We start from the raw sequence: 25,812 nt of genomic DNA, 5'->3' as shown, positions 1-25,812 counted from the left end.
TCGCGACAGCGGAAGATCTTCGCACAGCGCGGTGGCCGGCCGGGCGTGACCTATGGCTCAGGTAGAATGACCGGCCCTGGAGTCTGCTGTGCCGATGAAACCCTTCCATCCCGAGCGCGCCCATCTGCTGCACGAGGTGCGCGCCACCGTGCGCCTCGCCCTGCCGCTGATCGCCGCCCAGCTGGCCGCGGTCGGCAGCAACGTGATCGACGCGGTGCTGGCCGGGCACGTGAGCGCGCACGTGCTGGGCGCGGTGGCGGTGGGCGCCAGCATCTGGTCGCTGGCGATCGTCTGCGGCATCGGCATGATGATGGCGGTGCCGCCGTCGGTGGCCCAGCTCGACGGCGCCGGGCGCCGCGGCGAGGTCGGCGCGGTGTTCCACCAGGCGTTGTGGCTGGCGCTGGGCATGGGCGCGCTGCTGTGGTTCGCGGTGCGCCACGCGGGGCCGCTGATCGAGCTGATCGGGGTGACGGCGAGCCTGCGCCACGACGTGCAGCGCTTCCTGCTGGCGATCAGCTGGGGCGCCCCGGCGCTGACCTGCTACTTCGCGCTGCGCGGCCTGTCCGAAGGGCTGTCGCTGACCCGGCCGTCGATGTACTTCAGCCTGGGCGGCCTGGTGCTGCTGGTGCCGCTGGGCTACGTGCTGATGTTCGGCAAGCTGGGCATCCCGCCGCAGGGCGCGCACGGCTGCGGCGTGGCCACCGCGATCGTGCTGTGGCTGGAGCTGCTGGCGTTCGGCGTCTACGTGGTCTTGCGGCGCAACTATCGCGGTCTGGGCCTGTTCGATCGTTTCCAGTGGCCGGACCTGGGCCGGATCGGCCAGCTGGTGCATATCGGCCTGCCGATGGCGGTGACCCTGCTGGCCGAGGCCGGGCTGTTCGTGGCCACCGCGCTGATCATCGCCACGCTGGGCGAGGACGTGATCGCCAGCCACCAGGTGGCGATCAACATCGCCTCGCTGTTCTTCATGATCCCGCTCGGCCTGGCGATGGCGATCACCGTGCGCGTGGGCAACGCGGTGGGCCGCGGCGACGAGCGCGGCGTGCGCTACGCCGGTTTCTGCGGGATCGGCCTGACCCTGGTCACCCAGCTGTTCTCGGCCGGCCTGATGCTGGGCCTGCCGCACTTCATCGCCTCGCTGTACACGCACGAGCCGAAGGTGATCGCGCTGGCCGCGCAGCTGATCATGCTGGCCGGGCTGTTCCAGTTCTCCGACGGCATCCAGGTCGCCGCCAACGGCGCGCTGCGCGGCCTCAAGGACACCCGCGTGCCGATGGCGATCACCCTGTTCGCGTACTGGATGGTCGGCATGCCGGTGGGCTGGTGGCTGGCGTTCCACCATGGCATGGGCGCGCGCGGGATGTGGATCGGCCTGATCGCCGGGCTGTCGGTGGCGGCCGCGATGCTGTTCACCCGCTTCTGGCGCAGCGCGTGGAGGCAGCGCTGGCGCCGCCATGCACCGGTGACCGCGCTGGCCTGACCGGCTACGCTTGGCCCGACGATTCCGGATACCTCCATGACGCTTCCGCCACCGCTACCGCCTCGCCGCAACGGTTTCCGGGCCTTCCTGCGCTCGCTTGGCCGCGGCATCAACCTGCTGCGGCTGGTGATCCTCAACCTGGTGTTCTTCGGCGTGCTGGCCGTGCTGCTGTTGCTGCTGACCGCGGGCGTGTTCGGCAGCCGCATGGAGCGCGCGGTGCAGGACGACAGCGTGCTGGTGATCCGGCCGCAGGGCCAGCTGGTCGAGCAGTACAGCATCGAGCCGCTGCAGCGCGCGCTGTCCGGGCTGTCCGGCGAGGACCCGAAGCAGGTGCAGCTGCGCGACCTGGTCGGCGCGATCGACGCGGCGGCGAAGGACAAGCGGATCAGCCGCATCCTGCTGCTGCCGGACGAGCTGCAGGGCGGCGGCTTCGCCGCGCTGCGCGAGGTGGGAGCGGCGCTGGACCGCTTCCGCGCTGCGGGCAAGCCGGTGGTGGCCTGGGCGGTGAACCTGGACCAGGGCCAGTACTACCTTGCCGCGCATGCCGACCGCCTGCTGGTCGACCCGCAGGGCGGCGTGATGATCACCGGGCTGGCCAACTACCGGCTGTTCTACAAGGACCTGCTGGACAGGCTCGGCGTCGACGTGCACCTGTTCCGTGTGGGCGAGTTCAAGAGCGCGGCCGAGCCGTACATCCTCGACCACGCCTCGGCCGAGGCGAAACAGGCCGACAGCTACTGGATGGGCGGCCTGTGGGACGGCTACCTCGACGAGGTGGCGGCCATGCGCAGGCTGGATCCGGCGACGCTGCGCGACGACGTCGACAACCTGCCGCAGCATATCGCCGGCACCCGCGGCAACCTGGCGCAGCTGGCGCTGGACCAGCACCTGGTGGACGGGCTGGCCACGCGCAGCGAACTGATCGCGATGATGCGCAGGGAAGGCGTGCCGGCCGACAGGAAAGGGCACAGCTTCCGCCAGGTCGATCTGGGCCGTTACGCCGCCGGCCTGCCGCGCGACGGCGGTGCGTTCGCGCCCGGCGTGGCGATCGTGGTGGCCGAGGGCGAGATCGCCGGCGGCAAGCGCGCGGCCGGCTCGATCGGCGGCGACTCCACCGCGGCACTGATCCGCGGCGCGCGCGAGGACCGCAAGACGCGGGCGCTGGTGCTGCGGGTCAACTCGCCCGGCGGCGAGGTGTACGCGGCCGAGCAGATCCGCCGCGAGATCGAGCTGACCCGCAGCGCGGGCATCCCGGTGGTGGTGTCGATGGGCAATGTGGCGGCCAGCGGCGGCTACTGGATCGCGATGAACGCGAACCGCATCTATGCCGAGCCGAACACCATCACCGGCTCGATCGGCATCTTCGGCATGTACTACACGGTGCCGAACACGCTGGCCAAGCTGGGCGTCCGCAGCGACGGCGTCGGCACCGGGCCGATGGCCGGCGCATTCGACATCAGCCGCCCGCTCGACCCGAAGGTCGGCGCGGTGATCCAGGCGATCATCGACAAGGGCTACCGCGACTTCGTCGGCAACGTGGCGAAGGCGCGCGGCAAGAGTTACGAGGCGATCGACGCGATCGCGCAGGGCCGGGTGTGGACCGGCAAGCAGGCGATCGAGCGCGGCCTGGTCGACCGGCTCGGCGGGCTGGACGCGGCCGTCGCCGACGCGGCCGGCCTGGCCAGGCTGGGCAAGGGTTACCCGGTGCGCTACGTGGAGGCGCCGCTAGGTGGCTTCGAGCGTTTCCTGATCGGGCTCAACCAGGGCGCCGGCGTGCGCCTGCTGCAGTCGTGGGGCGTGCGCCTGCCGCCCTGGTTCGCCCAATTGCCGGCGCTGGCGCCGGAACTCGAACTGCTGCGCAGCGCGAAGGCCGGCACGCCGAACATCTACGCGGATTGCCTGTGCAGCCCACGCTGAGCGCTGCCGCCTCGTAGGAGCCCGCTGGCGGGCGATGCTCTTTTCTGGATATTCAGAGCAGAAGCATCGCCCGCCAGCGGGCTCCTACGCGAGTGTTGAATCGCTACTGTTCCTGCGCCTCGATCTGCTTGCGCTGCTCCTCGGCCTGCTTGTCGACGGCCTTCTGCACGTCCTTCGCGCGCTGCTCGTCCGCCTTCAGCGCGTCGAACGGCGTGGCGGTGTCGGTCGCGGCCGGCTTGGCCTGGGGTTCCGGCGGCTTGCCGGAGCAGGCGCCGAGGGCAAGGACGCAGAGCAGGAGCGGCAGCGGTTTCATGACGGTTCTCGCGCGGGATCGACCGGCCGAGTGTCCCGCCATGCCCTGCCGCAGGCAAGGCGCCGCCTAGGCGCGGCGTGATCGACGCTTTAAGCTGCGCGCATGGACAACCGCCTCGACGCCTGGCATCTGCATGGCCACACCGCCCTGATCACCGGGGCCAGCAAGGGCATCGGCCACGCCACCGCGCGCGAGCTGGCCGGGCGCGGCGCCGACCTGCTGCTGGTGGCGCGCGACGAGGATTACCTCGAGCAGGTGCGGGTGGAGCTGGCCGACGAGTTCGCCGACGTCGAGGTGCTGGCGTTCGGCGCCGACCTGGTCGACGCGGAGGAGCGCCTGGCCGTGTTCGACTGGATCGCCGATCTCGGCGCGCCGGTTTCGCTGCTGGTCAACAACGCCGGCGGCAACCAGCCGGCCGCCGCGCTGGACTATCGCGAGGACGACTACCGCGCGATCTTCGAGCAGAACCTGTTCTCCGCGTTCGAGATGTGCCGGCTGGCGCATCCGCAGCTGGTGCAGCACGCGAATGCGGCGATCGTGAACGTGGGGTCGGTGTCGGGCGTCACCCACGTGCGCACCGGCGCGCCCTACGGCATGAGCAAGGCGGCGCTGCACCAGCTCACCCGCAACCTGGCCGCCGAGTGGGCGGTGGACGGCATCCGCGTCAACGCGGTGGCGCCGTGGTACATCCGCACCCAGCGCACCGATCCCGCGCTGGCCGATGCCGACTACCTGGACGAGGTGCTCGACCGCACGCCGCTGAAGCGGATCGGCGAGCCGGAGGAAGTGGCCGCGGCGATCGCCTTCCTGTGCCTGCCGGCGGCCAGCTACATCACCGGCCAGGTGCTGGCGGTGGATGGCGGGTTCCTCAATTACGGGTTCTGAACACCCGGCCGTCCGCCGCCACGCTGCGGCAGCCGGCGGTCAGAACTCGGCCTCGTGCTCCTCGGCGGCGAAGCCGACCGTCACCGCGCCTTCGCCCACGTTGACCATGCCGGTGATGCTCATCGGCGCTTCCATCAGCTCGACGCCGTGCTCTTCGCAGACGGCGCGCAGCTCGGTGTAGCCGGGCAGGTGCGGCAGCACCTCGAGGTCGCCGCCGTAGCTGACGCAGACCATCGGCACCAGCAGGCCGGCACGCACGCGCTGTGCGGCATAGCCGAACAGCGCCTCCGCGCCCTGCTCGAAGCCGCGCACTTTGCCGACCGGGCCGGTCTCGCCGCGGAAACAGCGCAGGATCGGCTTGATGTCCAGCGCCGAGCCCAGCATCGCGCTGACCAGGCCGACGCTGCGGTCGTTCTTCTTCTTGGCGCGGGCGCGCAGGTAGTAGAGGTCGCGCGGCAACATATAGCCGTAGGTGTGGTTGGCGAGGTGGGTGAGCCGTTCGCGGATCACCCCCGGCGTCTCGTCGGCCGCGATCAGGCGAGCCGCCTCGTACACTGCCGGTGCCGCGCCGGCGAAGATGTTGCGGGTGTCGATCACGCGCATCATGAACGGGCCGGGCACGCCGGCCCGCTCGCGCACCTGCCGGTAGTTCTTGAGGATGCCGAAACTGGCCTTGTTGACGTGCTCATTGATCGGGCTGCGGGTGGCGGTGATGGTCAGGCAGAACATGCAGTCCTGCTCCAGCACCAGCCTCTCCAGGAACAGCTTCTGCACCTCGTCCACCGGGCACGGCTCGGTCTCCGCCGAATGGCTGCGGCTGCCCAGGCGGCGATCGATGAAGCGCTGGATCTCGGCCGGTTTGCGGTCGTCCATGAAGACTTCGCCGTCCACCCGCACGGTGATCGGCATCACCGCAACATTGTGCTGTTGCAGGAACGCCTGCGACAGGTCGCAGGCCGCGTCGATTGCCAGGCCCATCCGCATACGTTTCCCCCCGTCATGAATGGCAAGTGCAACATAACATGGCACAAGTGACTGCGGTCACAGGGAAAAGTGCCCGTGGCGCGGGCGTGCCGGGGCCGTGGCGCATGGTCCGGCCCTAGAATGACCGCCGCATGTGTCTGGCATTCCGCCGGCGTGGCGTCGCCGGCAACCCCACCAGGTATCGCTTCATCCATGAAAAGCAAACAGGAAATCGTCTCCAACTGGCTGCCGCGCTACACCGGCGTGCCGCTCGAGCAGTTCGGCGAGCACATCCTGCTGACCAACTTCGGCCATTACGTGGAGCTGTTCGCGCAATGGCACGGCGTGGAGGTGCAGGGGCGCGACCGGCCGATGCCGAGCGCCACCGCCGACGGCATCACCTTGATCAACTTCGGCATGGGCAGCCCCAATGCCGCCACCATGATGGACCTGCTCAGCGCGATCGGACCGAAGGCCGCGCTGTTCCTGGGCAAGTGCGGCGGGGTCAAGAAGAAGAACCAGCTCGGCGACCTGGTGCTGCCGATCGCGGCGATCCGCGGCGAAGGCACCAGCAACGACTACCTGTTGCCGGAGGTGCCCGCGCTGCCGGCGTTCCAGCTCCAGCGCGCGGTCTCCACCATGATCCGCGACCTCGGCCACGACTACTGGACCGGCACGGTGTACACCACCAACCGGCGCGTGTGGGAGCACGACGACGCGTTCAAGGACTACCTGCGGCGCACCCGCTGCATGGCGGTGGACATGGAGACCGCCACCATCTTCGCCGCCGGCTTCGCCAACCGCATCCCGTGCGGCGCCCTGCTGCTGGTGTCCGACCAGCCGATGATCCCGGAAGGCGTGAAGACCGAGGCCAGCGACCGCCGGATCACCTCGGAATTCGTCGAGGCGCACATCCGCATCGGCATCGAGGCACTCAAGCTGGTGCGCCGTAACGGCCGCAGCGTGAAGCACCTGCGCTTCGAGGCCGACGGAGAGAACGAGTAGGGGGCACGACGCTCCTTAGGTCGGCGGTCGGATGCGGGGCAAGTCAAGCTGTATCGCAAGTTATTGCTGCGCGCGTCGACAGGGAATCGCGACGATGATCGCAATCAGGGCCTATCCGTAAGTTTTTACGAACGAGATAATCGTGAATACGCAAATTCTTGCTATAGAAAATTTGTTGACAATGCGTAAATGAAGCGTAATAAAGACGGATCACACAGGGAGCGGGTTGAGGGGTCGACCAGCCAGCCGCAATGCATTTACCGGTGTCCTCAGCCGTGCCAACCATGACGAGGCTGTTGTGTTCTCGCAGTGTTATTTCCCTGTTAGTATCGGCCCGGATCGGGAGTTCCCGTCGTTCGGCACTCATCAGGAATCGAGAGAAAGCCACGACAACCCGCCATCGCTATTGTGGGAATTTAAGTTTTACTGACGCATTAAATAATTAATCGGAGGGTGCTTTCATGAAACTTGGGGTCAAGAAACTTTCTTCGGCGGTCCGTCTCGGCCTTTCGCTGGGTGCTGTCATCGCGGTGGGCGTGTCCACTTCGGCCTTCGCGCAGGATACGAACACGCAGGACACGGCCAACCAGCCCAGCCAGAAAAAGGCACAGACGCTGCAGACGGTGGTGGTTACCGGCTCGAACATTCGTCGCGTCGACCTGGAAACGTCCAACCCGGTGGTTACCATTGACGCGGCTGCCATCAAGGCAACCGGCAAGCTCACCTTGGGTGACATCGTGCAGCAACTGCCGGCAGTCACCGGCGGCAACATCAATCCGCAGGTCAACAACAGCGGCGGCACCGGCGGCTCCTCGATCGGCTTGCGTGGCCTGGGTAGCCAGCGCACCCTGATCCTGATCGACGGCAAGCGCATCATCAACGGTGATCCGAACTCGATTCCAGCCGACATGATCGAGCGCATCGAAGTGCTGACTGACGGCGCGTCCTCGGTCTACGGCTCCGACGCGATCGGCGGCGTGGTGAACTTCATCCTCAAGAAGGACTACCAGGGCGCCCAGTTCTCGGCGACCTACGGCGAGTCCGACCACAACGATGGTGCCTCGACCGGTTACACGTTCACGTTCGGCCAGACGTCCGACAAGGGCAGCATCATGGGCGGCGTGGACTACAACAAGACCGAGGCCGTGCTGGCCAAGAACCGCAAGTTCAGCCAGAACGCGGTCTCGATCACGGGTAGTGCGAGTACGCCGATTTATTCCTACATCGGCGGTTCCAGCTTCCCGGCCCACGACCGCATCCAGCTGCCCCCGGCTCTGCGGACTGCTTACGGCTGCAAGAACGTCGCCATCAATCCGGGCGCCAGCGGCCAGAATACGGCGACCGATTACCATTGCTTCACGAACAGCGACAAGTACAACTATGCGGCGGTCAACCTGATCCAGACCCCGCAGGAGCGTACCAGCGCCTGGTTGAAAGGCAGCTACAACCTGGGTGACCACGTGCAGGTCTACCTGACCGGTTACCACAACAAGACCTCCTCAGCCTTCCAGCTGGCGCCCGCATTGCTGGGCTCCATCTACGGCGCGGTGATCTCCAAGGACGCGTACTACAACCCGTTCGGCGTGGAATTTTCGTCCGCAGGCAACGACTACCGTGCGCGCCTGGTGTCGGCCGGCAACCGCAGCGCGAACTACGGCACCACCACGGACCAGATCCAGACCGGCTTCAAGGGTGACTTCACGGTCTTTGGGCAGGCGTGGAACTGGGATGCTGGCCTGGACTATGGCCACTTCTCGCAGAACACGATCACCCGTGGCCTGCCGAACCAGCGCATCATCAATGCCGACCTGGGGCCGTCGCACCTCAACCCGGCAACCGGCCAGGTGGTCTGCAACACGCCGTCGACCGGCTGCACTCCGTTCAACCCGTTCAACCTGTTCGACCCGAACTCCATCAAGGCGTTGCAGGCCGCCGCTGTGCCGGCGATCAGTAACAACTACTCGATCGAGAAGACCTACTCGGTAGACCTGAACGGCGGCCTGTTCGAACTGCCGGCCGGTACCGTGCAGTTGGCTGGTGGCGCTTCATATCGCAAGGAGTACACCAACAGCACGATCGATCCGCTGCTGCTGATCGACCCGGCCACCGGCAACTGCACGTTGGGCAGCCAGTGCAGTTCGCCGCTGCGCGGCGGCTACAACGTGAAGGAAGGCTACGCCGAATTGTTCGTGCCGATCCTGAAGGACATCCCGGGTATCCAGGCGCTGAACGTCGATATCGGTGACCGTTATTCCAAGTACAGCACCTTCGGCAGCACCAACAACAAGAAATTCGCCATCGAGTACCGCCCGATCGCCGACCTGCTGCTGCGCGGCACGATGTCGGACGTGTTCCGCGCCCCGACCGTGGGCAATGTGTATGGCGCGCCGATCAGCGACGCACCGAAGCTCAGCAGTGACCCGTGCAACTTCATTACCACCGCCGGCAATCCGGCTTGCGTAGGGGTTCCGACCAACGCCACGCAGCCGGGGTATCCGTTCGTCAACCAAGATGTGAAGCTCGGCCAGCAGATCAAGGCGGTGTCCTCCGGCTCGAAGTACGCCGGTTTCCCGCTCGGGCCGGAGAAGGGCAAGTCGTTCGACTTCGGCGCGGTCTATTCGCCGTCGTGGGCGCCGGGCCTGTCGGCCAGCGTCGATGTGTGGCGCCTCTACCTCAAGAACACCATCACCGCCATCGGCGCACAGACCGTGCTGAACCTCTGCTACAACGGGGTCACTGCGTACTGCCCGCTGATCACCCGCTCCGGCGCCGGCAGCACCAACCCGGGCCAGATCGCGCAGATCATCGAGCCGACCGGCAACCTCGGCCGCACCGACGCCAGCGGCGTGGATCTGTCGCTGCGCTACAAGCTGCCGCAGTTCGGGTTCGGCAACTTCCTGGTGGGCGTTGACGGCACGTACATGAAGCGTTACGACCAAGAGACCTCGCCGGGTCTGCCGGGTAACGCGGTTTACCACGAGGCCGGGCACTTCGAGTTCTTCGGCTCGCCGGAATCCGGTGCGTGCCCGACCGGCGGTGGCGTGTGCCTGTTCCCGCGCTGGCGCGGTCAGGGCTTCGTGAACTGGAATCTGGCCGGCTGGAACGCGTCGTGGCGCATGCGCTACATCGGCCGCTACGAGCTGGGTTCGCCGGTTCCGGGCTATACGGCCTCGCCGATTCCGGGCATCCCGAACTATGTGATGAAGAAGGGCGCGACGGTCTACAACGACGTGTCGATCGGTTACAACATCGAGCAGTTCAACACCCGCGTGGACTTCGGCGTGAACAACCTGTTCGACAAGCAACCGCCGATGCTGTACGCGAACAATACCCTGAACGCCAACACCGATCCGAGCGATTTCGACCTGCAGGGTCGTTACTTCTGGGGCCGCGTGACGGTGAGCTTCTAACCAGTCAGGTCAGTCCGATTGGTTGTTACCATGGGCCGCGCGGGTTTCCCGCGCGGCCCTTTTCTTGATGAATACGACCTTGAACGAAATCCCGGATATCGTCGCCGCCCTGCAGGCTGGCAGGGCAGTCGATGCTGAGCGGCTGTGCCGCGACAGCCTGCAGCGGATTCCGGACGACACGGATACCTTGCTGCTGTTGGCTCTGGCACTGGGCGCGCAACGACGGCAGGAAGAAGCTGTGGCGGTTCATGCAAAGCTGACGGAACTGCTTCCCGGCAGCGCGCTGCACTGGGGCAATTACGCCACGGTGCTGCGCGAGGCCGGGCGCCTGGACGAGGCTGCCGTGGCCTGCGATACCGCATTGCGACTGGCGCCCGACGATGCCGCCCAGTGGGTCAATCGCGGCATGCTTCAACTGGAGCAGAAGAACTTCGAGGGTGCGCGCGACGCCATGTTGAGGGTACTCGAACTGGATCCTCGCTCGCCGGAAACGATTGTCCGCGCGGCGCGCGCCTGCGCGATCTGCCGGGACTACCGGGCCGAGGAGCTGATCCGCCCTTGGCGTGAGTGGTTGCCGTTGGAAGACGATCTGCAACTCGAGTTGGCCGACCTGCATCAGTCACTTGGCGACGGGCGTACCGCGCAATTCCTGCTGGAGGACCTGTGCGCCCGCTCACCGCGGAATGTCCCCGCAGCCGTTCTTCTGGCGGGAGTGTATGAGCGGGTCAACGACCTGGATGCCGCCCAGTCGCTGCAGGAGAGCCTGCTTCGGCACCCCGAGGCACTGAGCGCGGCGAACCTGCAGGATCTCACTCATCTGCGCGCCACCATGGCCACGCGTCGCGGCGATGGCACGCTCGCACGTCGGATCCTGGAACAGGCGGGGCCGCGCAACCCCGGCGACTACGCGCATTATTTCGATCTGGCCGGAGTCTGCGACCGGTTGAACGACAGCGCCGCGGCCATGCGCGCGCTGGACACGGCGCACCGGCTGCAGGTGGATGAGCTTCGCCAAACCGTGCCGCATCGATTCGAACCCGGAGCGCCGATCCTGCCCGCAGCGGTTGGGCGGGTCTCCGCGGAGGACTATCTCAAGTGGCCGCAGCTGCTCGCTCCGGCCGTCGCGGAATCCCCGATATTCATCGTGGGATTCCCCCGCTCGGGGACGACGTTGCTCGAGCAGATGCTGGACGCTCACCCGTCGCTGCAGTCCATGGACGAACGTCCGTTTTTCAACGTTCTGGCGAACCGTCTCGACGACCACGGAATCTCGGTACCCCAGGATCTGCACCAGCTCGACCAACATGCCTGTGACGAATTGCGCAAGGATTATCTGCAGTTGGTGTGCACCAAGATCGCCCGCCGGTGGGATGCGCAACTGGTCGACAAGAATCCGCTGAACATGCTGTGGCTGCCGCTGATCCACCGCATCTTCCCGCGGGCGAAATTCATCCTCGCGCTGCGGCACCCCTGCGATGTGCTGATCAGCAATTACATGCAGAACTACAAGGCCAGTGTGCTGGCGGCTGCCTGCGCCTCGTTGCCGCAACTGGCCGCGGCCTATGTGACGGCGATGGAGTGCTGGCTGCACCATGTGGAGGTGTTCCAGCCGAATGTGCTCGTCTCGCGCTATGAGGAACTGGTTGCCGATCCGGGAGCGCACGCGCAAAGGATCGCGGAATTCCTGGGCGTGCGGGATCCATCGCCAATGCTGCGGTTCGACCAGCATGCCCGCGACAAGGGCTACATCGCCACGCCCAGCTATACCCAGGTGATCCAGCCGGTGAATCGCAAGGGCCTGGATCGCTGGAAGCGCTATCGGGAGGAGTTTTCCGCGGTGCTGCCGGTGCTAGAGCCGATGCTGCAGCATTGGGGCTACGCCGGCGAACCGGGCGGTTGAGGCGGCTTCAGCGCTCGGGAATTCGCAACAGCTCAGGTAGATACGCAGCGTAGTGCCGCCAGCGCCCCACCGAGCCGGTATGGATCGGCTGGCGTGCCTGCCACAGGCTGGCGGTACTGATGGCAGCAGCCGGCTGCCGCGACGTCCGCGGGTCGAATGGCGGCAGTCCCAGCCAGCCGGCTATATCCGCCATGACGGCGGCGGGGTCGGCGACGAGTCGCTCGTAAGCCACCGCGTGGATCGATGTCGCGTGGAGCTGCTGCCATCGCGTCATCAGCCGGAGGCAGTCCCTGGCAACCACGGCGATGTCGGCGAAATCGTAGGCGTAGCCGTGTGCATCGTCTAGAAAGGACTGCGACCACAGCGACAATGCTGTGTCGCGGGCGTTCCGCTGGCAGAACACGATGCGGGCGTTGGGCCACAACGCGAGGACCAGGTCGACGTGCAGCAGATTGAGCGGCTGTTTGTCGATGAACCACGTCGCGTCGGAGTCATCCTGACGCAGTTGCGCCGCATAGGTGGTGGCTGCCTGTTCGAATGCCTCGACGCGGCTCTCGTCATGCAGCGATAGCGACTGCGCGACGTGCCCGAGCCAGGGCAGCTCCCCACGGTTGCACACGTCGGGATGCTGTGCCAGCAGCTCGGCCACCAGGGTGGTTCCGGAGCGCGGCACGCCGACCATGAACACGGGCGTCCAGTCGTCCGGTGGTACTAACTCGAAAGGCATGGACTGGCGTGCGAGCTGCGAATCCACGCGTCGGCGCCACTGCTTGCGCGACCACCCGGTGGCCTTGTGCGCGATTGCATTGGCCTGGCGCAGGTAGTTCGCCGCGCGGGCGTAGTCGCCGATGTCGTCATGCGCCTTGCCCAGCGCGAACAGGGTAGTGCTGCGCGCCCTGTCGCTCAGCCGTTCCTGCTGCAAGGTGTCCCGGAACAGCTGGAAATCCGGATGACCTGCATCGCGGTAGCGCTGCATGCTGCTGAGACCGATCGGGATGTTCCATTCCGGCGCCCGCTGGTCGTGCGCCAGCACATAGGCGTAATGCCGGCGTGCGTCTTCGAACGCACCCAGCTGGAGTTCCAGCATGCCGGCATAGGCGTAAATACGCGGATCGGTACAGCCGGAGGCGATCTCGGCCTGACAGATGGCCGCGGCGTCCTGCTGCCTGCCGCAATCATCGAGCAGTTCCACGGCCTGGATCACGGTGGCCAGAGGGTGCCGGTCGTGGGCGAACAGGGCGCGCAGTGCAGCTGCCACCGCGCCCAGGCGGCCTTGCTGGCGCAGCAACCTGGCAAGAAGAAAGACCGCCGCGGCGTGCGCGGGCCGCTGTTCCAGCAGCTCGCGCAGCAGGAGCTCCGCCTGTGCAGGGTCGCTGCGTTCATACAGGACGCCCGCCAGGGCGAAGCGCAGATCGGTCGAGCCGGGATGGGCGGCCATGCCGGCGGCGAGCACGGCATGCGCCGCATCGAGATCTCCGCTCAGCACCAGGGCGCGCGAACAATCCAGCCATGCGCTCTCGGGGGCGCCGGCAAGGGCGGCCTGCAAGGCATGTCGTGCCGCCCGCGCATCACCAAGCGTGCGTTGCCGTCGGTACTCCGCCAGTGCCAGGGCGCCGGCGGCTGTCGTGTCGGCACCGGCGCCGGCTGCGGCGGCTGCGTGCTCCTGTGTCATGCGTGCCACCGCGGAAGTCCCAGCGCGGTGCGCAATGGATCGAGCAGCGCACCGTAGCGTGGCGCACGAGCGGTGTTGTGCAATGGGCGGCGTACCTGGGTGGCGCTGGGCGATCGCACGTCGCGCTGTGTTTCGTGGAAATCGAGACAACCCGGCTCGAAGGGCAGGCCGCAGAAATCAAGCAGCCGCCGGATACCGGCTTCAGGTCCCGCCAGCAGGTCTTCGTACCGGTGCTCGAATACGTGTGCCTGGTGCAGTTCGCGCCACCGCCGCACGCTGCGATCGAAATCGCGCCAGAAACCGGCCAGGTCCTCGAACGTGCGCGTGTACTCGTTGCCCGCCAGGTGTTGGCGATAACACGAGAAGCAGGTTTCCAGCGGATCGCGCCGGCAGACGACGATGCGCGCCGACGGCAGCATGGCCCGGACCGCGCCGATGTACATCCAGTTGTTGGGCAGCTTGTCGATGAACACGGGACGCTGACGGCGCCAACGCGCGGTGCGTTCCAGGTAGCGCTGGCCCAGCCGCTCCCAGTCGTCGGCCCGCATCGCGCCGACCCATTGCGGGAAATGCAGGCCGCGGCGGCGCGACTCCTCGCCGAGCACCTGCGGCAGGTCGGCCAGTTCGCCGGCGCCTTCGACGCGACTGTGCGAGGCCAGTATCTGTTCGACCAGGGTCGAGCCGGAGCGGGGCAGGCTGGCGACGAAGATCGCTTCGTGGCCCTGTGCCGCCGTGGCACCGCTGGGAGGTGGAGCGAAAGCCTCGAGGACCGCATCGATGGTGGTCGAGAAGGCGGAGGCATCCCAGCGCTGCCGGCGCCGGGCAACGGCATTGGCGCGATCCAGCACGGCCAGCGACTCGGCTGGGCGGTCGGCTTCGTCCAGCGCCTTGGCCAGTGCGAAGCCGGTAGCGATCAGGTCGTCGGCATCGATGCGGGTGTTCTGGACGATGGTGCGCATCCGCGCGATGTCGTCGTGGCTGAATCGGTTGGTCCGCAGCTCGGCCAGGCCCCACCACGCCATGCCGGTGGCGGGTTGTTCCGCAAGCAGACGCCGGTACTCGGTGGCGGCCTGCTCGACCTGGTCGGTGGTGCGCAGCAGGTCGGCCAGCAGTGCGCGCGCGGCGTAATGGTCCGGGGCGATCGCCACGGCATGCCGCAGCGCGTTCACCGCTTCATCGTTCCGCACGCTGCGGGTCAGCATCACGCCGAGGTTGTACCAGGCAAGCGCCAGCCGCGGCTGCAGCTCGCAGCAGCGGCGCAATGCCACGATGGCGCCGTCGTAGTTTCCTGCCGCGCCCAGCAGGGTGCCGAGGGTGTTGTAATACAGCGCGTCCTGCGGCCGTTGCGCCAGCGCGCGCTGCATCGCATGGATCGCCTCACTGTGGAGGCCCCGCTGACCGAGAATGCCGGCCTGCATGCGCAACACTTCCGGATGACTGGGGTGCGTGGCCATGACGAACCCGAGGCGGCGGTTGGCCTCGTCCACCCGGCCGGCATCCAGGGCCTCGGCAACGGCGGCGACGTGCTGGACGCTGGCCGTATCCAGCCCGTTCAGTCGAGAGGTTGGGGAAGTGGGCAGCATGCGGCGACCTGTCGGGTGAGTCGGTGGCGAGTGACGGTTAATGGCCGGCGGTGGGTTCAGGGGTGTCTGGTGCGGATGCGCGCATCCGGAGTCGCGCCATTCCTTGACCGGGACACCTCCTGACGAAGGCTTTTCCCGGGGTATTCAGCGTGATGCCGCAGTGTAAGCCGGCATCGGGGGTATTATGCCGCTCATGTTTCCTGCCGTGGCGCATGCATGGCGCCGCATTTCCAGTTCCAGGCGAAGCCGGTCATGAACGAGCAGTTGTCGAATCCTCAGCCGGGTTACCGCGAACGTGCGCGTTTCGCCCTGGATCACGGCGACGAGATGGTGGCGGAGCAGTCCTTTTTGCACCTGCTGGACGCCGAGCCGGGCGACGCGGAAGCGCTACAGTATCTCGCCATGCGCCATGTTGCGCGCGGCGAAGTGGGCAAGGCGATCGAGCGCCTGCTGACGGCGCATCGTGCGCACCCGCGGGATCCGGGCGTGCTGCATCAGCTGGGCTCGGCGCGGATGGCGGGCGCGGATTACGCCGGTGCCGCCGTCGATCTGCGTGACGTGCTGGCGCTGGCGCCGCATATGTTCGTGGCCCGCTTGCGGCTCGGAGTGGCACTGGAGCAGCTGGGGCAGTCGCACGACGCGCTGGTCGCCTACTTCGGCGCCATCAACGCTGCGCAGGCGCAGGGGCGCTGGCTCAGCGACGCGAGCACCGCGCCTGGGATGCGCGACGCGGTCAAGCACGCCATGCGCTACGTCGACACCGGCCGGCATGCCTTGTTCGACGGCATCCTGGAACCGCTGCGCGAACGCTACGGTCGTTCGGAACTGCGGCGCGTCGAGCAGTGCCTGGCGGTCTACCTGCACGAGCAGCCGGCGAACCTGCCCGATCCACGGCAGCAGCCGAAGTTCCTGTATTTCCCGGGCATCCCCAGCCAGCCCTACTATCCGCGCGAACGCTTCCCGGAATTCGAGGCGCTGGAGGTCGGCACCGCGGCGATCCGCGCGGAGCTGCGCGCGGTGCTGGAGCAGCCGCGCGACCTGGAGGCCTTCCTCAAGGTCGACTCGCCGCAGGACATGGGGACCATGCTGCGCGCCTCCGGAGCGCAGCAGGCGGCGTGGGACGCCCACTTCTTCTACCGGCACGGCCAGCGCTACGACGCGCACTGCGCCCGCTGCCCGCAAACCACTGCGCTGATCGAGCGGATGCCGCTGTCGCGCATTCGCGAGCACGGGCCGGAGACGCTGTTCTCGGTGTTGCGGCCGGGCACCCATATCCTGCCGCACCGCGGCGTCACCAACACGCGGCTGGTCACCCATCTGCCGCTGATCGTGCCGCCGGATTGCGCGCTGAACGTGGGCGGGGAGATTCACGAGTGGCAGGAGGGCCGCTGCGTCACCTTCGACGACACGTTCGAGCACGAGGCGTGGAACCGCAGCGGCGAGACGCGCGTGGTGCTGATCATGGACTGCTGGAATCCCGACCTGAGCGAAGCCGAACGCGCCGCGCTTGCCGAACTGGTCGCCGGCATCGGCGATTTCAACCGGAGCTGCGACCTGCCCGGCGACTGAACCGGGGGAGCAGTTCGCGCGGAATGTCCGATCGCCGGCAAACGGAAGGCCCCGTGCCGGGGCCTTCCGCGACGCGACGCGATGTGGTCGGCCGGATGATCAGTAACGCGGCACGCCCGGGTCCACCTCGCGCGCCCACGCGTCCATGCCGCCCTCGACGTTGTACACGTTGACGAAGCCGTGCGCGGCGAAGCGCTCGGCCATGGCGCGGCTGGACATGCCGTGGTGGCAGATGAAGGCCAGCGCGGTGTCCTTCGGCAGGCCTGCGAGGGCCTCGTAGCCTTCCTCCTCCAGCACCCGCGCCCGCGCCAGCGGTGCGGCGATGGCGCGGCCAGCGGCGGGGCGCACGTCGATCAGCACGAGGTCGTTGGCGGCGAGGCGGTCCCGCAGCTGCTGCACGCTGAGCGGCTTGATCTCCTGCGCACCGGGGAACTTCAGGCTCAGGCCCTCGCCCTGCACGGTGGAGACCCAGTCGATCACGATGCCCTTGGCGCGCTGCGCGCTGGCCGGGTCGAAGTGCACTTCGAGGCCGTTCGCATGGGCCACGATGTCGTGTTCGCCGGCCGGCGCCAGCTGGAAGCCGGCGCTGTGGTCGGGGCCGATCTCCAGGTGCAGCGCCACGCCCTGCGCGTTCGCGGTGCCTTGGCGGATCGCCTCGGCGGCGGCGTCGGTGATGGTGATTTCCGGCGGCGTGCGGTCCGGCGCGGCGAGGCCGAACAGCTGGTGCAGCTCGCCGCTGCCGTACATCTGGCGGATGATGTCGGCGCCGCCGACCAGCTCGCCCTCCACGTACAGCTGCGGGATGGTGGGCCAGTCGCCGTAGGCCTTGATGCCCTCGCGGATTTCCGGATCCTCCAGCACGTTGACCGTGTGGTACTCGGGCAGCAGCTCGTTCAGCGTGTTGGTGGCCGCCGCGGAGAAGCCGCACATCGGCTGCTGGCGGTTGCCCTTCATGAACAGCACCACGCGGTGGTCCTTGAGCAGGGTTTCGATACGTTCGCGGGTGGCGCTGTCGAGGGACATGGGGATAACTCCGGCAGGGAAGACGACCATGATACGCCGCCCCGATATGCGGGGCTCCCGCCGGCCTTCAAGGCCGCCCGCTCAGGCGGCACGATGCAGCTCGCCCGGGTCCGGATCGCCGCGGCGCGCCGTGCCCAGCGGCGCCAGCGCCAGCACCGCGGCGGGCGAGGGCCACACCCGCTCGCGGCTGGCGCGGCCCAGCGCGGTGGACTGTTCGCTCCAGTGGATCAGCTCCATCGCGCCGGCGTGGTCCTCGACCAGTACGGTGCAGTGCTCGACCCAGTCGCCGTCGTTGAGGTAGAGCACGCCGCCCAGCTCGCGCACGTGGCCGAAGTGGATGTGCCCGCAGATATGGCCGTCGAAGCCGCGCCGCTGCGCGTCATCGGCGACGCGCTGCTCGTAGGCGCGGATATACGCCAGCGCCTTGCCCACGTGCGACTTGACGATGATCGACAGCGGCAGGTACGGCAGTTCCAGCCGCCGCCGCAGCGCGTGCAGCCGGCGGTTGCTCCAGCAGATCAGGCGGTGCATCGCCTCGCCGAGCAGCAGCATCCAGCGGCGGCCGATCCGCTCGGGGTCGAACTCGTCGCCGTGGCTGACCCGGTAGCGGCGGCCGTCGGCACCCACGTGCACGGCCTCCAGTTCGATCCGCACGCCCGCGAAGTTCTGCCCGTGCAGGCCGCGCATGGGCGCGTCGTGGTTGCCGGGGATGTAGACCACCTCGACCCCGCGGCGCGCCAGCGCCAGCACCTCGGCGATCACCGCGCTGTGCTCGGCATGCCACCAGTGGCGCCGGGACAGCGCCTCCAGGTCGACGATGTCGCCGACCAGGTAGAGCTTTTCGCAACGCAGCCGGCGCAGGAAGTCGAGCAGGTAGGCGGCCTTGCAGTCCGGCGTGCCCAGGTGCACATCGGAGATGAAGGCGCTGCGGCAATGGAAGCTGTTCATGGCACGGTCCCCGGTGGTGGCCCGGGGCGCCAGTGTGCGATCGCCACGTCACCGTGCGATGGCGGACAGATTGCAGCGCGGTTGCGGCGGCGGCTACGAATCCAGGGCGGCGCGCACCGCCGGCTCAATCGCCTCCGCCCACAAGGCGTATTGCGCGGCCGAGGGGTGCAGGCCATCGGCGGCGAGCAGCGCGGGATGCCGGCGCGAGATGCCGGTGATGTCGGCGAAACCGGCGCCGGTGCGCCTGGCTTCGACGCGGGCGATCACGTTGTAGGCGTCCAGCTCGGCGCCGATGCGGGCGGGGTCCCGATCCTGTTCGCGGGCGAAGCGGGTGACGCCCCAGTCCGGGATCGACACCACCACCACGCGGCTGGCGCGCTCGCCGGCCAGCCCGACCGCACGCACCAGCAGGCCGGCGAACTCGCCGCGGTAATCCTCGGCCGGGCGGCCGCGGTACTGGTTGTTGACGCCGATCTGCAGGCTGACCAGGTCGTACGGCGGCACCAGCGCGGCGGCGTTCATGCCTTGCGCCAGTTCGTCGGTGGTCCAGCCGGTGACGGCGACGATCCGCGGCCCGTCGAGCGGGATGCCGGCCTGGCGCAGGCGTTGCGTCAGCGTGGCCGGCCAGTTTTCGTGCGCGGCCACCGCCTCGCCGATGGTGTAGGAGTCGCCGAGGGCGAGGAAGCGGGGAAGCGCGGCCGGCATCGTGGGATCAGGCGACCGCGGCCGACCGCGGCAACTGCTCGCGCGCCATCCGCGCCAGTACCCGCTCGATCCGCACGAACACCTCCTGCAGCTGCGCCGGCGGCGGCAGCAGGGTGAGCCGGAAGTGGCGGCTGCACGGCACGTTGAAGCTGCTGCCGGGCACCACCAGCACCGATTCCTCCTCCAGCAGGCGCAACGCGAAGGCCTCGTCGTCGAAGTGGGCGATGCGGTCGGCGCGTACCTGCGGGAACGCATACAGCGCGCCCTGCGGCGCCACCAGTTCCAGGTAGTCGCTGGCGGCGACGCCTTCCAGTACCAGGCGGCGCGCCTCGTGCAGGCGGCCGCCGGGCGCGGTGAGGGCGCTGATCGTGGGCGCGGCCTGCAGCGCCGGCGGCACCGCCCATTGCGCGGTCACGTTCGCGCACAGGCGCAGCGCGGCGAGCAGCTGCAGCGCATCGCGGTAGGCCGCGGTGTGCGCGGGGTTGCCGGACAGGCTCGCCCAGCCGACCCGGTAGCCGCAGGCGCGGTGCACCTTGGACAGGCCGCCGAAGCTGAGGCAGGGCACCTCGCCGGCCACCTCGGCCAGCGGCTGGAAGCTGGCCCCGTCGTACAGGATCTCGTCGTAGATCTCGTCGGACAGCAGCAGCAGCCGGTGCCGTGCCGCGATATCCACCAGCCGCTGCAGCAGCGCGCGCGGATACACCGCGCCGGTCGGGTTGTTCGGGTTGATCAGCACCAGCGCGCGGGTGCGCGGGGTGATCAGCGCCTCGACCTCGTCCGGATCGGGCAGGTGGCCGTCACGGGCCAGGCAGCGGTAATAGCGCGGCTGGCCGCCGTTGAGGATGGTGGCGGCGCTCCACAACGGGTAGTCCGGGCTGGGCAGCAGTACCTCGTCGCCGGGCTGCAGCAGCGCGCGCAGGCTGAGGTCGATCAGCTCGCTGACGCCGTTGCCGATGAAGATGCGCTCGGGTTCGACGCCGCGCGCACCCCGCGCGCGCTGCTGCGCGGCGATCGCTTCGCGGGCCAGCTCCAGCCCCTGTTCGTGGCCGTAGGCCTCGCTGTCGTGCAGGTGGCCGGCGATCGCCTCGCGCAGGTGCGCCGGCGCCGCGAAACCGTAGCGGCCGGGGTTGCCGATGTTGAGCTTGATGATGTCGAGGCCAGCGGCCTCCAGCTCGCGCGCGCGCCGGGTCAGTGCGCCGCGGATTTCGTAGCGCACGTCCGCCAGGTGCGCACTGGGGGTGATTGGGGCCAACGCCGGAGTCCTGAACGAGTGGGGGTGGGCCGGCGGCAACCGCCGGCAAGGGGGATGCTAGCAGCGTGATGCAGTGCAGCGCGAGGGCCGCATGAGGCGATTTCCGGTTCATCCTCGGGCCATCCCGGGGCAGGGCATAATCGGCGAACCGTGCCGACTGATCCTTCCCATGAGTGACGCCGAAACGATCGAACGCCTGCGCCACATCGGCTGGCGCGGCGAGGCCCTGCCGGCCGGCGGCCTGCGCCTGGCCCGGGTGGTGGCCCAGCATCGCGCCGGCTACGAGCTGCATGACGGCGCGAACCTGTTCGGCGCGCAGCCGGACGGGCGTTTCCTCAAGCGCGGCCTCGACCCGGCCGAGCGGCCGGTGGTCGGCGATTTCGTCGAGGTCGCCGACGGCACGCCGCCGCATATCGTCAGCGTGCTGCCGCGGCGCACGGTACTGTCGCGGGCGGCCGCCGGCGAGCGCTACGAGCGGCAGCTGATCGCCACCAACATCGACTATGTGCTGGTGCTGACCGGACTGGACGGCGACTTCAATCCGGCGCGGATCGAGCGCTACCTGTCGCTGACCGAGGATTCCGGCGCGCAGCCGGTGGTGCTGCTGAGCAAGCTGGACGTGCGCGAGGACGCCGCGGCGCAGGTCGCGGCCCTGCGCGCGCGGCTGCCCGCCGGCACCCCGATCCATGCGTTGAACGGCAAGGACCCGGCCAGCGTGGCCTCGCTGGCGGCGTACCTGCAGCCGGGCGACAGCGCGGTGCTGGTCGGCTCCTCCGGCGCCGGCAAGTCCACCCTCACCAACACCCTGCTCGGCACGGCGCGCATGGCCACCGCCGCCGTGCGCAGCCACGACAGCCGTGGCCGCCACACCACCACCCACCGCGCCCTGCTGCAGCTGCCCTCGGGCGGCTGCCTGATCGACACCCCGGGGATGCGCGAGCTGAAGCTGACCGGCGAGGAAAACCTCGACCTGTTCGCCGACATCGGGCTGCTGGCCGAGCAATGCCGCTTCGCCGACTGCGGCCACGGCAGCGAGCCGGGCTGCGCGGTGCAGGCGGCGCTGGACAACGGCGAGCTGACCGCGGCGCGCTGGCGCAACTACCTGAAGCTGCACGACGAGCGCGAGGAGCAGGCCGCCACGCTGGAGGCGCGCCTGCGCCGCCAGCGTGGCGGCCGACCGATCGAGCGGCCGCACGGGCATCGCGGGCGGCACGAGCGGGAGTGAGCCGGTGGACGAGCCGCGGATACGGGATTTCGACGCGCTGCCGGAACGACAGGGCCCGGCAGCCCATGCAGGAGATCGAGGGCAGATGACGGCACGGGTTGGCATGTCGAAGCGCGCGGGGCGCCGGTGAGCGCGCCCGCGACGGACGCCGCGCTGCAGCGCTACGCGGCGCTCGACCAGCGCCTGCTGGCGGCGGTGCGCGGCATCCGGATCCTGCCGACCGTGGCGTGGCCGGCCTCGCTGGAGAACCGCATGATTGCGGATTACAGCAAGGGCCGGTTCGCGCTGCCGCAGGTGGACTACGTGCGGCCGGACCTGGCCGCGGCGCGCGCCGAGCTGGCCGCGATCGAGGCGGCCGCGGGCGGCGGCGACGCGGCGGACATCGATCCGCTGGGCGACTACCTGCGGCGCACCGCCGAGTCGTGGCGGATCGCTGCGGAGATGCTGGAGTCGGTCGGCACCAGCGGCTTCACCGCGCCGTCGATCGTGCTGTACGGGCGTCCGGACGACGCCATCCCCGGCAGCCAGCGCAGCAACCTGGACGCGGCGCGCTACTTCGTCGAGCTGTCCGACGAGCTCGGCGCGGACCTGCTGGCCGACGACACCAGCGTGAACATGCCGGCCGACGAGCTGCGCGCGGACCTGGCCGCCACGCTGGACGCGTTCTTCGGCGCCGGCACGATCAAGGTCGAGGTCGACCCCGAGCTGACCGCCAAGGCGGCCGCCGGCGCCACCCGCATCCGCCTGCGCGGCGGCACCTGCTTCAGCGAATATGACCGCCACCAGCTGCTGGCGCACGAGGCGTTCGTGCACTCGCTGACCGCGCTGAACGGCCGCCAGCAGCCGCTGCTGGCCTCGCTGGCGCGCACCTCGCCGCGGGTCACCGCGACCCAGGAAGGGCTGGCCGTGTTCGCCGAGCTGATGTCCGGCGCGATCGACATCGCGCGGCTCAAGCGCATCAGCCTGCGCATCCTGGCCATCGACATGGCGCTCAACGGCGCCGATTTCGTGGAGGTCTACCGCTATTTCAGCGCCTGCGGGCAGAGCGCGGCGGACAGCTTCCACTCGGCCCAGCGCGTGTTCCGCGGCGTGCCGCCGGGCGGCGGCGTGGCGTTCGCCAAGGACAACGTCTACCTCTCCGGCCTGCTCACCGTGCACACCTTCTTCCGCTGGGCGCTGAAGCAGCGGCGGATGGACCTGCTGCGCCACCTGTTCGCCGGCAAGCTGACCCTGCACGACGTAGTGGCGCTGCAGCCGTATTTCGCCTCGGGCGCGATCCTGCCGCCGCGCTGGCTGCCGCCGTGGATGCAGCATGTGCACGGGCTGGCCGGCAAGCTGGCGTTCTCGGTGTTCATCAACGGCATCCACATGAACCGGGTGCAGGGCGACGAACTGCTGCAGGGTGGCTGAGACGTGTCGTCGCGTCGCAGGTGCCGGCCAGGCAGGTCCGCCCCGGTGCTAACATCACAGGCCATTCCCCGTCGAGGCGCTCGCCGCCCCCTTCACCCCTAAAAAAGCATCCATGAGCCTTCCCGAAGAACTGCGCCTCGCCGCCCTCGAGTACCACCGCCTGCCGCGCCCCGGCAAGATCAAGGTCACCCCGACCACCTCGCTGCTGACCCAGCGCGACCTGTCGCTGGCCTATTCACCCGGCGTCGCCGCGGCCTGCGACGCGATCGTCGAGGATCCGACCACGGCGGCCGAGTACACCGCGCGCTCGAACCTGGTGGCGGTGATCACCAACGGCACCGCGGTGCTCGGCCTGGGCAACATCGGGCCGCTGGCGGCCAAGCCGGTGATGGAAGGCAAGGGCGTGCTGTTCCAGAAGTTCGCCGGCATCGACGTGTTCGACATCGAGATCGACGAGAACGACCCGGACAAGCTGGTCGACATCATCGCCAGCCTCGAGCCGACCTTCGGCGGCATCAACCTGGAGGACATCAAGGCGCCGGAGTGCTTCATCGTCGAGCGCAAGCTGCGCGAGCGGATGAAGATCCCGGTGTTCCACGACGACCAGCACGGCACCTCGATCATCGTGGGCGCGGCGCTGGTCAACGCGCTGGTGGTGGTCGGCAAGAAGATCGAGGACATCCGCGTGGCCACCACCGGCGCCGGCGCGGCGGGCATCTCCTGCCTCGACATGCTGGTGGCGCTGGGCGTGAAGCCGGAGCACATCCTGGCGTTCGACCGCCACGGCGTACTGCACAACGAGCGCACCGACCTCGACCCCGACAAGCAGCGCTACGCGCGCGACACCAAGGCGCGCACGCTGGCCGAGATCGTCGAGGGCGCGGACGTGTTCCTGGGCCTGTCCGCCGGCGGCATCCTGAAACCGGAGATGGTCGCCACGATGGCCGCGCGGCCGATCATCTTTGCGCTGGCCAACCCGAACCCGGAGATCACCCCGGAGGAGGCGAAGGCGGTGCGGCCGGACTGCATCATGGCCACCGGCCGTTCGGATTACCCGAACCAGGTCAACAACGCGCTGTGCTTCCCGTACCTGTTCCGCGGCGCGCTGGACGTGGGCGCCACGGTGATCAACGAGCCGATGAAGATCGCCTGCGTCAAGGCGATCGCGGCGCTGGCGCGGCGCGAGTCGTCCGACGTCAGCGCGCGCGCCTACGGCGGCAAGCCGCCCAGCTTCGGCCCGGACTACCTGATCCCGCAGCCGTTCGACCCGCGCCTGCTGCTGCAGCTGCCGCCGGCGGTGGCGCAGGCGGCGATGGATTCGGGCGTGGCGACGCGGCCGATCGCGGACTTCGCCGCCTACATCGACCAGCTGACCAGCTTCGTGTTCCGCACCGGCCTGTTGATGAAGCCGGTGTTCGAGCGGGCCAAGTCCGCGCCGTGCCGGCTGGTCTACGCCGAGGGCGAGGAGGAGACCGTGCTGCGCGCGGTGCAGGTGGTGGTCGACGAAGGCCTGGCCAGGCCGATCCTGATCGGCCGCCCCGAGGTGATCGAGAAGCGCATCCAGCGCGCCGGCCTGCGCATCCGGCCGGGCGTGGACATCGAGATCTGCAACATCAACTCCGACCCGCGCTTCGACGACTACTGGCAGCACTACCACCGGCTGATGGAGCGCCGCGGCGTGACCCCGTCGATGGCCAAGGCGGTGGTGCGCTCGCGGCCCACCGCGATCGCCGCGCTGATGGTCGAACGCGGCGAGGCCGACGCGATGATCTGCGGCCTGGTCGGCCAGTACCAGGGCAAGCTGCGCTACATCCGCGACATCATCGGCCTGGACGAAGGCGTGGTCGAACCGTCGGCGATGGCCGCAGTGTCCACCGACAAGGGCACGTTCTTCTACCTCGACACCCACGTGCAGGACGATCCCTGCCCCGAGCAGGTGGCCGAGGCGACGCTGCAGGCCTCGATCCGGCTGAAGCTGTTCGGCATCACGCCGAAGATCGCGCTGCTGTCCGGCGGCAACTTCGGCAGCCGCGACACCTGCGGCGCGAAGAAGATGCGCAAGGCGCTGGAGCTGATCCGCACCCGCGCACCGCGGCTGGAAGTGGAGGGCGAGATGCAGGCCGACGTGGCACTGACCCCGCCGCTGCGCGAGAAGCTGTTCCCGAACTCGCGGCTGGAGGGCAAGGCGAACGTGTTCGTGTTCCCGAACCTGGATGCGGCCAACATCGCCTACAACATGACCCGCATGCTCAGCGACGGCGTGGTGATCGGGCCGATCCTGATGGGCGTGGCCAAGCCGGCGCACATCCTGATGCCGCAGTCGACCGTGCGCCGGGTGGTGAACATGAGCGCGGTGGCCTGCGTCGAGGCGCAGATCCGCGCGTCGAATCGCCACACGGGCTGACCGGGCCGGGCCGCTCCGGACGAGCGACCGACCCATCGCCGCCGACCCGTCGCCATCCGCCGGCGCATGGATGCCGAATTGGCGGCCTTCGGGTCCAGCGGCTAGACTTGGACGTTGATCCCGCCGCGGTCCCCGGCGGCGGGGTGTC

18 protein-coding genes are annotated in these 25,812 nt (G+C 68.6%); 10 read left to right on the top strand and 8 right to left on the bottom strand.

Features of this window, described 5'->3' with window-relative positions; translation table 11 throughout:
* Positions 1-94 precede the first annotated feature (94 nt).
* Complete coding sequence (locus AC3WRN_RS02390; RefSeq protein ID WP_492621723.1) at positions 95-1,480, top strand: MATE family efflux transporter; 1,386 nt, start codon at positions 95-97, stop codon at positions 1,478-1,480.
* Positions 1,481-1,516: 36 nt separating this feature from the next.
* A complete protein-coding gene (gene sppA / locus AC3WRN_RS02385) occupies positions 1,517-3,397 on the top strand; it encodes a signal peptide peptidase SppA (RefSeq protein ID WP_492621722.1) in 1,881 nt (626 codons plus the stop codon).
* A gap of 103 nt (positions 3,398-3,500) precedes the next feature.
* Here the strand turns inward: sppA and AC3WRN_RS02380 are convergent, their stop codons facing one another.
* The gene (locus AC3WRN_RS02380) at positions 3,501-3,710 is read right to left on the bottom strand and encodes a hypothetical protein (RefSeq protein WP_492621721.1); all 210 of its coding nucleotides are present in this window, start codon (positions 3,708-3,710) and stop codon (positions 3,501-3,503) included.
* A gap of 102 nt (positions 3,711-3,812) precedes the next feature.
* Here AC3WRN_RS02380 and AC3WRN_RS02375 point away from each other — a divergent pair, with 102 nt between their 5' ends.
* On the top strand, positions 3,813-4,595 hold the full coding sequence (locus AC3WRN_RS02375) for an SDR family oxidoreductase (protein WP_068092997.1): 783 nt from the start codon (positions 3,813-3,815) through the stop codon (positions 4,593-4,595).
* Positions 4,596-4,634: 39 nt separating this feature from the next.
* On the opposite strand, the gene AC3WRN_RS02370 is transcribed toward AC3WRN_RS02375, so the two are convergent.
* Positions 4,635-5,579: a DegV family protein gene (locus AC3WRN_RS02370; protein WP_492621720.1), complete on the bottom strand. Its 945-nt coding sequence runs from the start codon at positions 5,577-5,579 to the stop codon at positions 4,635-4,637.
* A gap of 192 nt (positions 5,580-5,771) precedes the next feature.
* Between AC3WRN_RS02370 and AC3WRN_RS02365 the strand changes: the two genes are divergently transcribed.
* The 3 genes from AC3WRN_RS02365 (at position 5,772) to AC3WRN_RS02355 (ending at position 11,873) form a co-directional block, all read left to right on the top strand.
* Positions 5,772-6,563 (top strand): AMP nucleosidase, encoded by a 792-nt coding sequence (locus tag AC3WRN_RS02365; RefSeq protein WP_492621719.1) that lies wholly within the window; start codon positions 5,772-5,774, stop codon positions 6,561-6,563.
* A gap of 461 nt (positions 6,564-7,024) precedes the next feature.
* Positions 7,025-9,973 carry a TonB-dependent receptor plug domain-containing protein gene (locus AC3WRN_RS02360; protein ID WP_492621718.1) on the top strand — a complete coding sequence of 983 codons (2,949 nt, stop codon included), beginning with the start codon at positions 7,025-7,027 and terminating at the stop codon, positions 9,971-9,973.
* A gap of 79 nt (positions 9,974-10,052) precedes the next feature.
* Positions 10,053-11,873, top strand: coding sequence for a tetratricopeptide repeat-containing sulfotransferase family protein (locus AC3WRN_RS02355; protein ID WP_492621717.1), 1,821 nt, complete (start codon positions 10,053-10,055; stop codon positions 11,871-11,873).
* 7 nt (positions 11,874-11,880) lie between these two features.
* Here AC3WRN_RS02355 and AC3WRN_RS02350 read toward each other — a convergent pair whose 3' ends face one another.
* Together AC3WRN_RS02350 and AC3WRN_RS02345 are read right to left on the bottom strand one after the other, a co-directional pair.
* Positions 11,881-13,545 carry a tetratricopeptide repeat-containing sulfotransferase family protein gene (locus tag AC3WRN_RS02350; protein WP_492621716.1) on the bottom strand — a complete coding sequence of 555 codons (1,665 nt, stop codon included), beginning with the start codon at positions 13,543-13,545 and terminating at the stop codon, positions 11,881-11,883.
* Positions 13,542-15,128: a tetratricopeptide repeat-containing sulfotransferase family protein gene (locus tag AC3WRN_RS02345; RefSeq protein ID WP_492621715.1), complete on the bottom strand. Its 1,587-nt coding sequence runs from the start codon at positions 15,126-15,128 to the stop codon at positions 13,542-13,544. Before AC3WRN_RS02345 ends, AC3WRN_RS02350 begins: the two co-directional genes overlap by 4 nt.
* A 216-nt stretch (positions 15,129-15,344) precedes the next feature.
* Between AC3WRN_RS02345 and AC3WRN_RS02340 the strand changes: the two genes are divergently transcribed.
* Positions 15,345-16,697 carry an aspartyl/asparaginyl beta-hydroxylase domain-containing protein gene (locus tag AC3WRN_RS02340; RefSeq protein WP_492621714.1) on the top strand — a complete coding sequence of 451 codons (1,353 nt, stop codon included), beginning with the start codon at positions 15,345-15,347 and terminating at the stop codon, positions 16,695-16,697.
* Between the two features lie 99 nt (positions 16,698-16,796).
* Here the strand turns inward: AC3WRN_RS02340 and grxD are convergent, their stop codons facing one another.
* The 4 genes from grxD to AC3WRN_RS02320 form a co-directional block, all read right to left on the bottom strand.
* Positions 16,797-17,720: a Grx4 family monothiol glutaredoxin gene (gene grxD, locus AC3WRN_RS02335; RefSeq protein ID WP_068093014.1), complete on the bottom strand. Its 924-nt coding sequence runs from the start codon at positions 17,718-17,720 to the stop codon at positions 16,797-16,799.
* 81 nt (positions 17,721-17,801) lie between these two features.
* Positions 17,802-18,668 carry a UDP-2,3-diacylglucosamine diphosphatase gene (locus tag AC3WRN_RS02330; protein ID WP_492621713.1) on the bottom strand — a complete coding sequence of 289 codons (867 nt, stop codon included), beginning with the start codon at positions 18,666-18,668 and terminating at the stop codon, positions 17,802-17,804.
* 93 nt (positions 18,669-18,761) lie between these two features.
* Complete coding sequence (locus tag AC3WRN_RS02325; RefSeq protein WP_492621712.1) at positions 18,762-19,373, bottom strand: SGNH/GDSL hydrolase family protein; 612 nt, start codon at positions 19,371-19,373, stop codon at positions 18,762-18,764.
* A gap of 7 nt (positions 19,374-19,380) precedes the next feature.
* The gene (locus AC3WRN_RS02320; protein WP_492621711.1) at positions 19,381-20,625 is read right to left on the bottom strand and encodes an aminotransferase class I/II-fold pyridoxal phosphate-dependent enzyme; all 1,245 of its coding nucleotides are present in this window, start codon (positions 20,623-20,625) and stop codon (positions 19,381-19,383) included.
* Between the two features lie 169 nt (positions 20,626-20,794).
* On the opposite strand from AC3WRN_RS02320, the gene rsgA reads away from it, so the two are divergent.
* The 3 genes from rsgA (at position 20,795) to AC3WRN_RS02305 (ending at position 25,664) form a co-directional block, all read left to right on the top strand.
* Positions 20,795-21,850 (top strand): ribosome small subunit-dependent GTPase A, encoded by a 1,056-nt coding sequence (gene rsgA, locus AC3WRN_RS02315; RefSeq protein ID WP_492621710.1) that lies wholly within the window; start codon positions 20,795-20,797, stop codon positions 21,848-21,850.
* Between the two features lie 126 nt (positions 21,851-21,976).
* Positions 21,977-23,260: a peptidase MATCAP family protein gene (locus tag AC3WRN_RS02310; protein ID WP_492621709.1), complete on the top strand. Its 1,284-nt coding sequence runs from the start codon at positions 21,977-21,979 to the stop codon at positions 23,258-23,260.
* Between the two features lie 112 nt (positions 23,261-23,372).
* Positions 23,373-25,664: an NADP-dependent malic enzyme gene (locus AC3WRN_RS02305; RefSeq protein ID WP_492621708.1), complete on the top strand. Its 2,292-nt coding sequence runs from the start codon at positions 23,373-23,375 to the stop codon at positions 25,662-25,664.
* The last annotated feature ends 148 nt before the right edge of the window (positions 25,665-25,812 follow it).

The sequence above is a fragment of the Rhodanobacter sp. FW101-FHT13A11 genome (assembly GCF_058790335.1).
The sequence above is the reverse complement of the archived record's forward strand: the minus strand, read 5'-3'. Positions and strand labels throughout refer to the sequence as shown.

Excerpts from the sequence above, each read along its gene's own strand:
- AC3WRN_RS02380 (WP_492621721.1), bottom strand. The coding sequence starts at position 3,710 with ATGAAACCGCTGCCGCTCCTGCTCTGCGTCCTTGCCCTCGGCGCCTGC.
- AC3WRN_RS02330 (WP_492621713.1), bottom strand. The coding sequence starts at position 18,668 with ATGAACAGCTTCCATTGCCGCAGCGCCTTCATCTCCGATGTGCACCTG.
- AC3WRN_RS02325 (WP_492621712.1), bottom strand. The coding sequence starts at position 19,373 with ATGCCGGCCGCGCTTCCCCGCTTCCTCGCCCTCGGCGACTCCTACACC.
- AC3WRN_RS02305 (WP_492621708.1), top strand. The coding sequence starts at position 23,373 with ATGAGCCTTCCCGAAGAACTGCGCCTCGCCGCCCTCGAGTACCACCGC.
- AC3WRN_RS02370 (WP_492621720.1), bottom strand. The coding sequence starts at position 5,579 with ATGCGGATGGGCCTGGCAATCGACGCGGCCTGCGACCTGTCGCAGGCG.
- grxD (WP_068093014.1), bottom strand. The coding sequence starts at position 17,720 with ATGTCCCTCGACAGCGCCACCCGCGAACGTATCGAAACCCTGCTCAAG.
- sppA (WP_492621722.1), top strand. The coding sequence starts at position 1,517 with ATGACGCTTCCGCCACCGCTACCGCCTCGCCGCAACGGTTTCCGGGCC.
- AC3WRN_RS02390 (WP_492621723.1), top strand. The coding sequence starts at position 95 with ATGAAACCCTTCCATCCCGAGCGCGCCCATCTGCTGCACGAGGTGCGC.
- AC3WRN_RS02365 (WP_492621719.1), top strand. The coding sequence starts at position 5,772 with ATGAAAAGCAAACAGGAAATCGTCTCCAACTGGCTGCCGCGCTACACC.
- AC3WRN_RS02375 (WP_068092997.1), top strand. The coding sequence starts at position 3,813 with ATGGACAACCGCCTCGACGCCTGGCATCTGCATGGCCACACCGCCCTG.
- AC3WRN_RS02360 (WP_492621718.1), top strand. The coding sequence starts at position 7,025 with ATGAAACTTGGGGTCAAGAAACTTTCTTCGGCGGTCCGTCTCGGCCTT.
- rsgA (WP_492621710.1), top strand. The coding sequence starts at position 20,795 with ATGAGTGACGCCGAAACGATCGAACGCCTGCGCCACATCGGCTGGCGC.
- AC3WRN_RS02340 (WP_492621714.1), top strand. The coding sequence starts at position 15,345 with ATGGCGCCGCATTTCCAGTTCCAGGCGAAGCCGGTCATGAACGAGCAG.
- AC3WRN_RS02345 (WP_492621715.1), bottom strand. The coding sequence starts at position 15,128 with ATGCTGCCCACTTCCCCAACCTCTCGACTGAACGGGCTGGATACGGCC.
- AC3WRN_RS02350 (WP_492621716.1), bottom strand. The coding sequence starts at position 13,545 with ATGACACAGGAGCACGCAGCCGCCGCAGCCGGCGCCGGTGCCGACACG.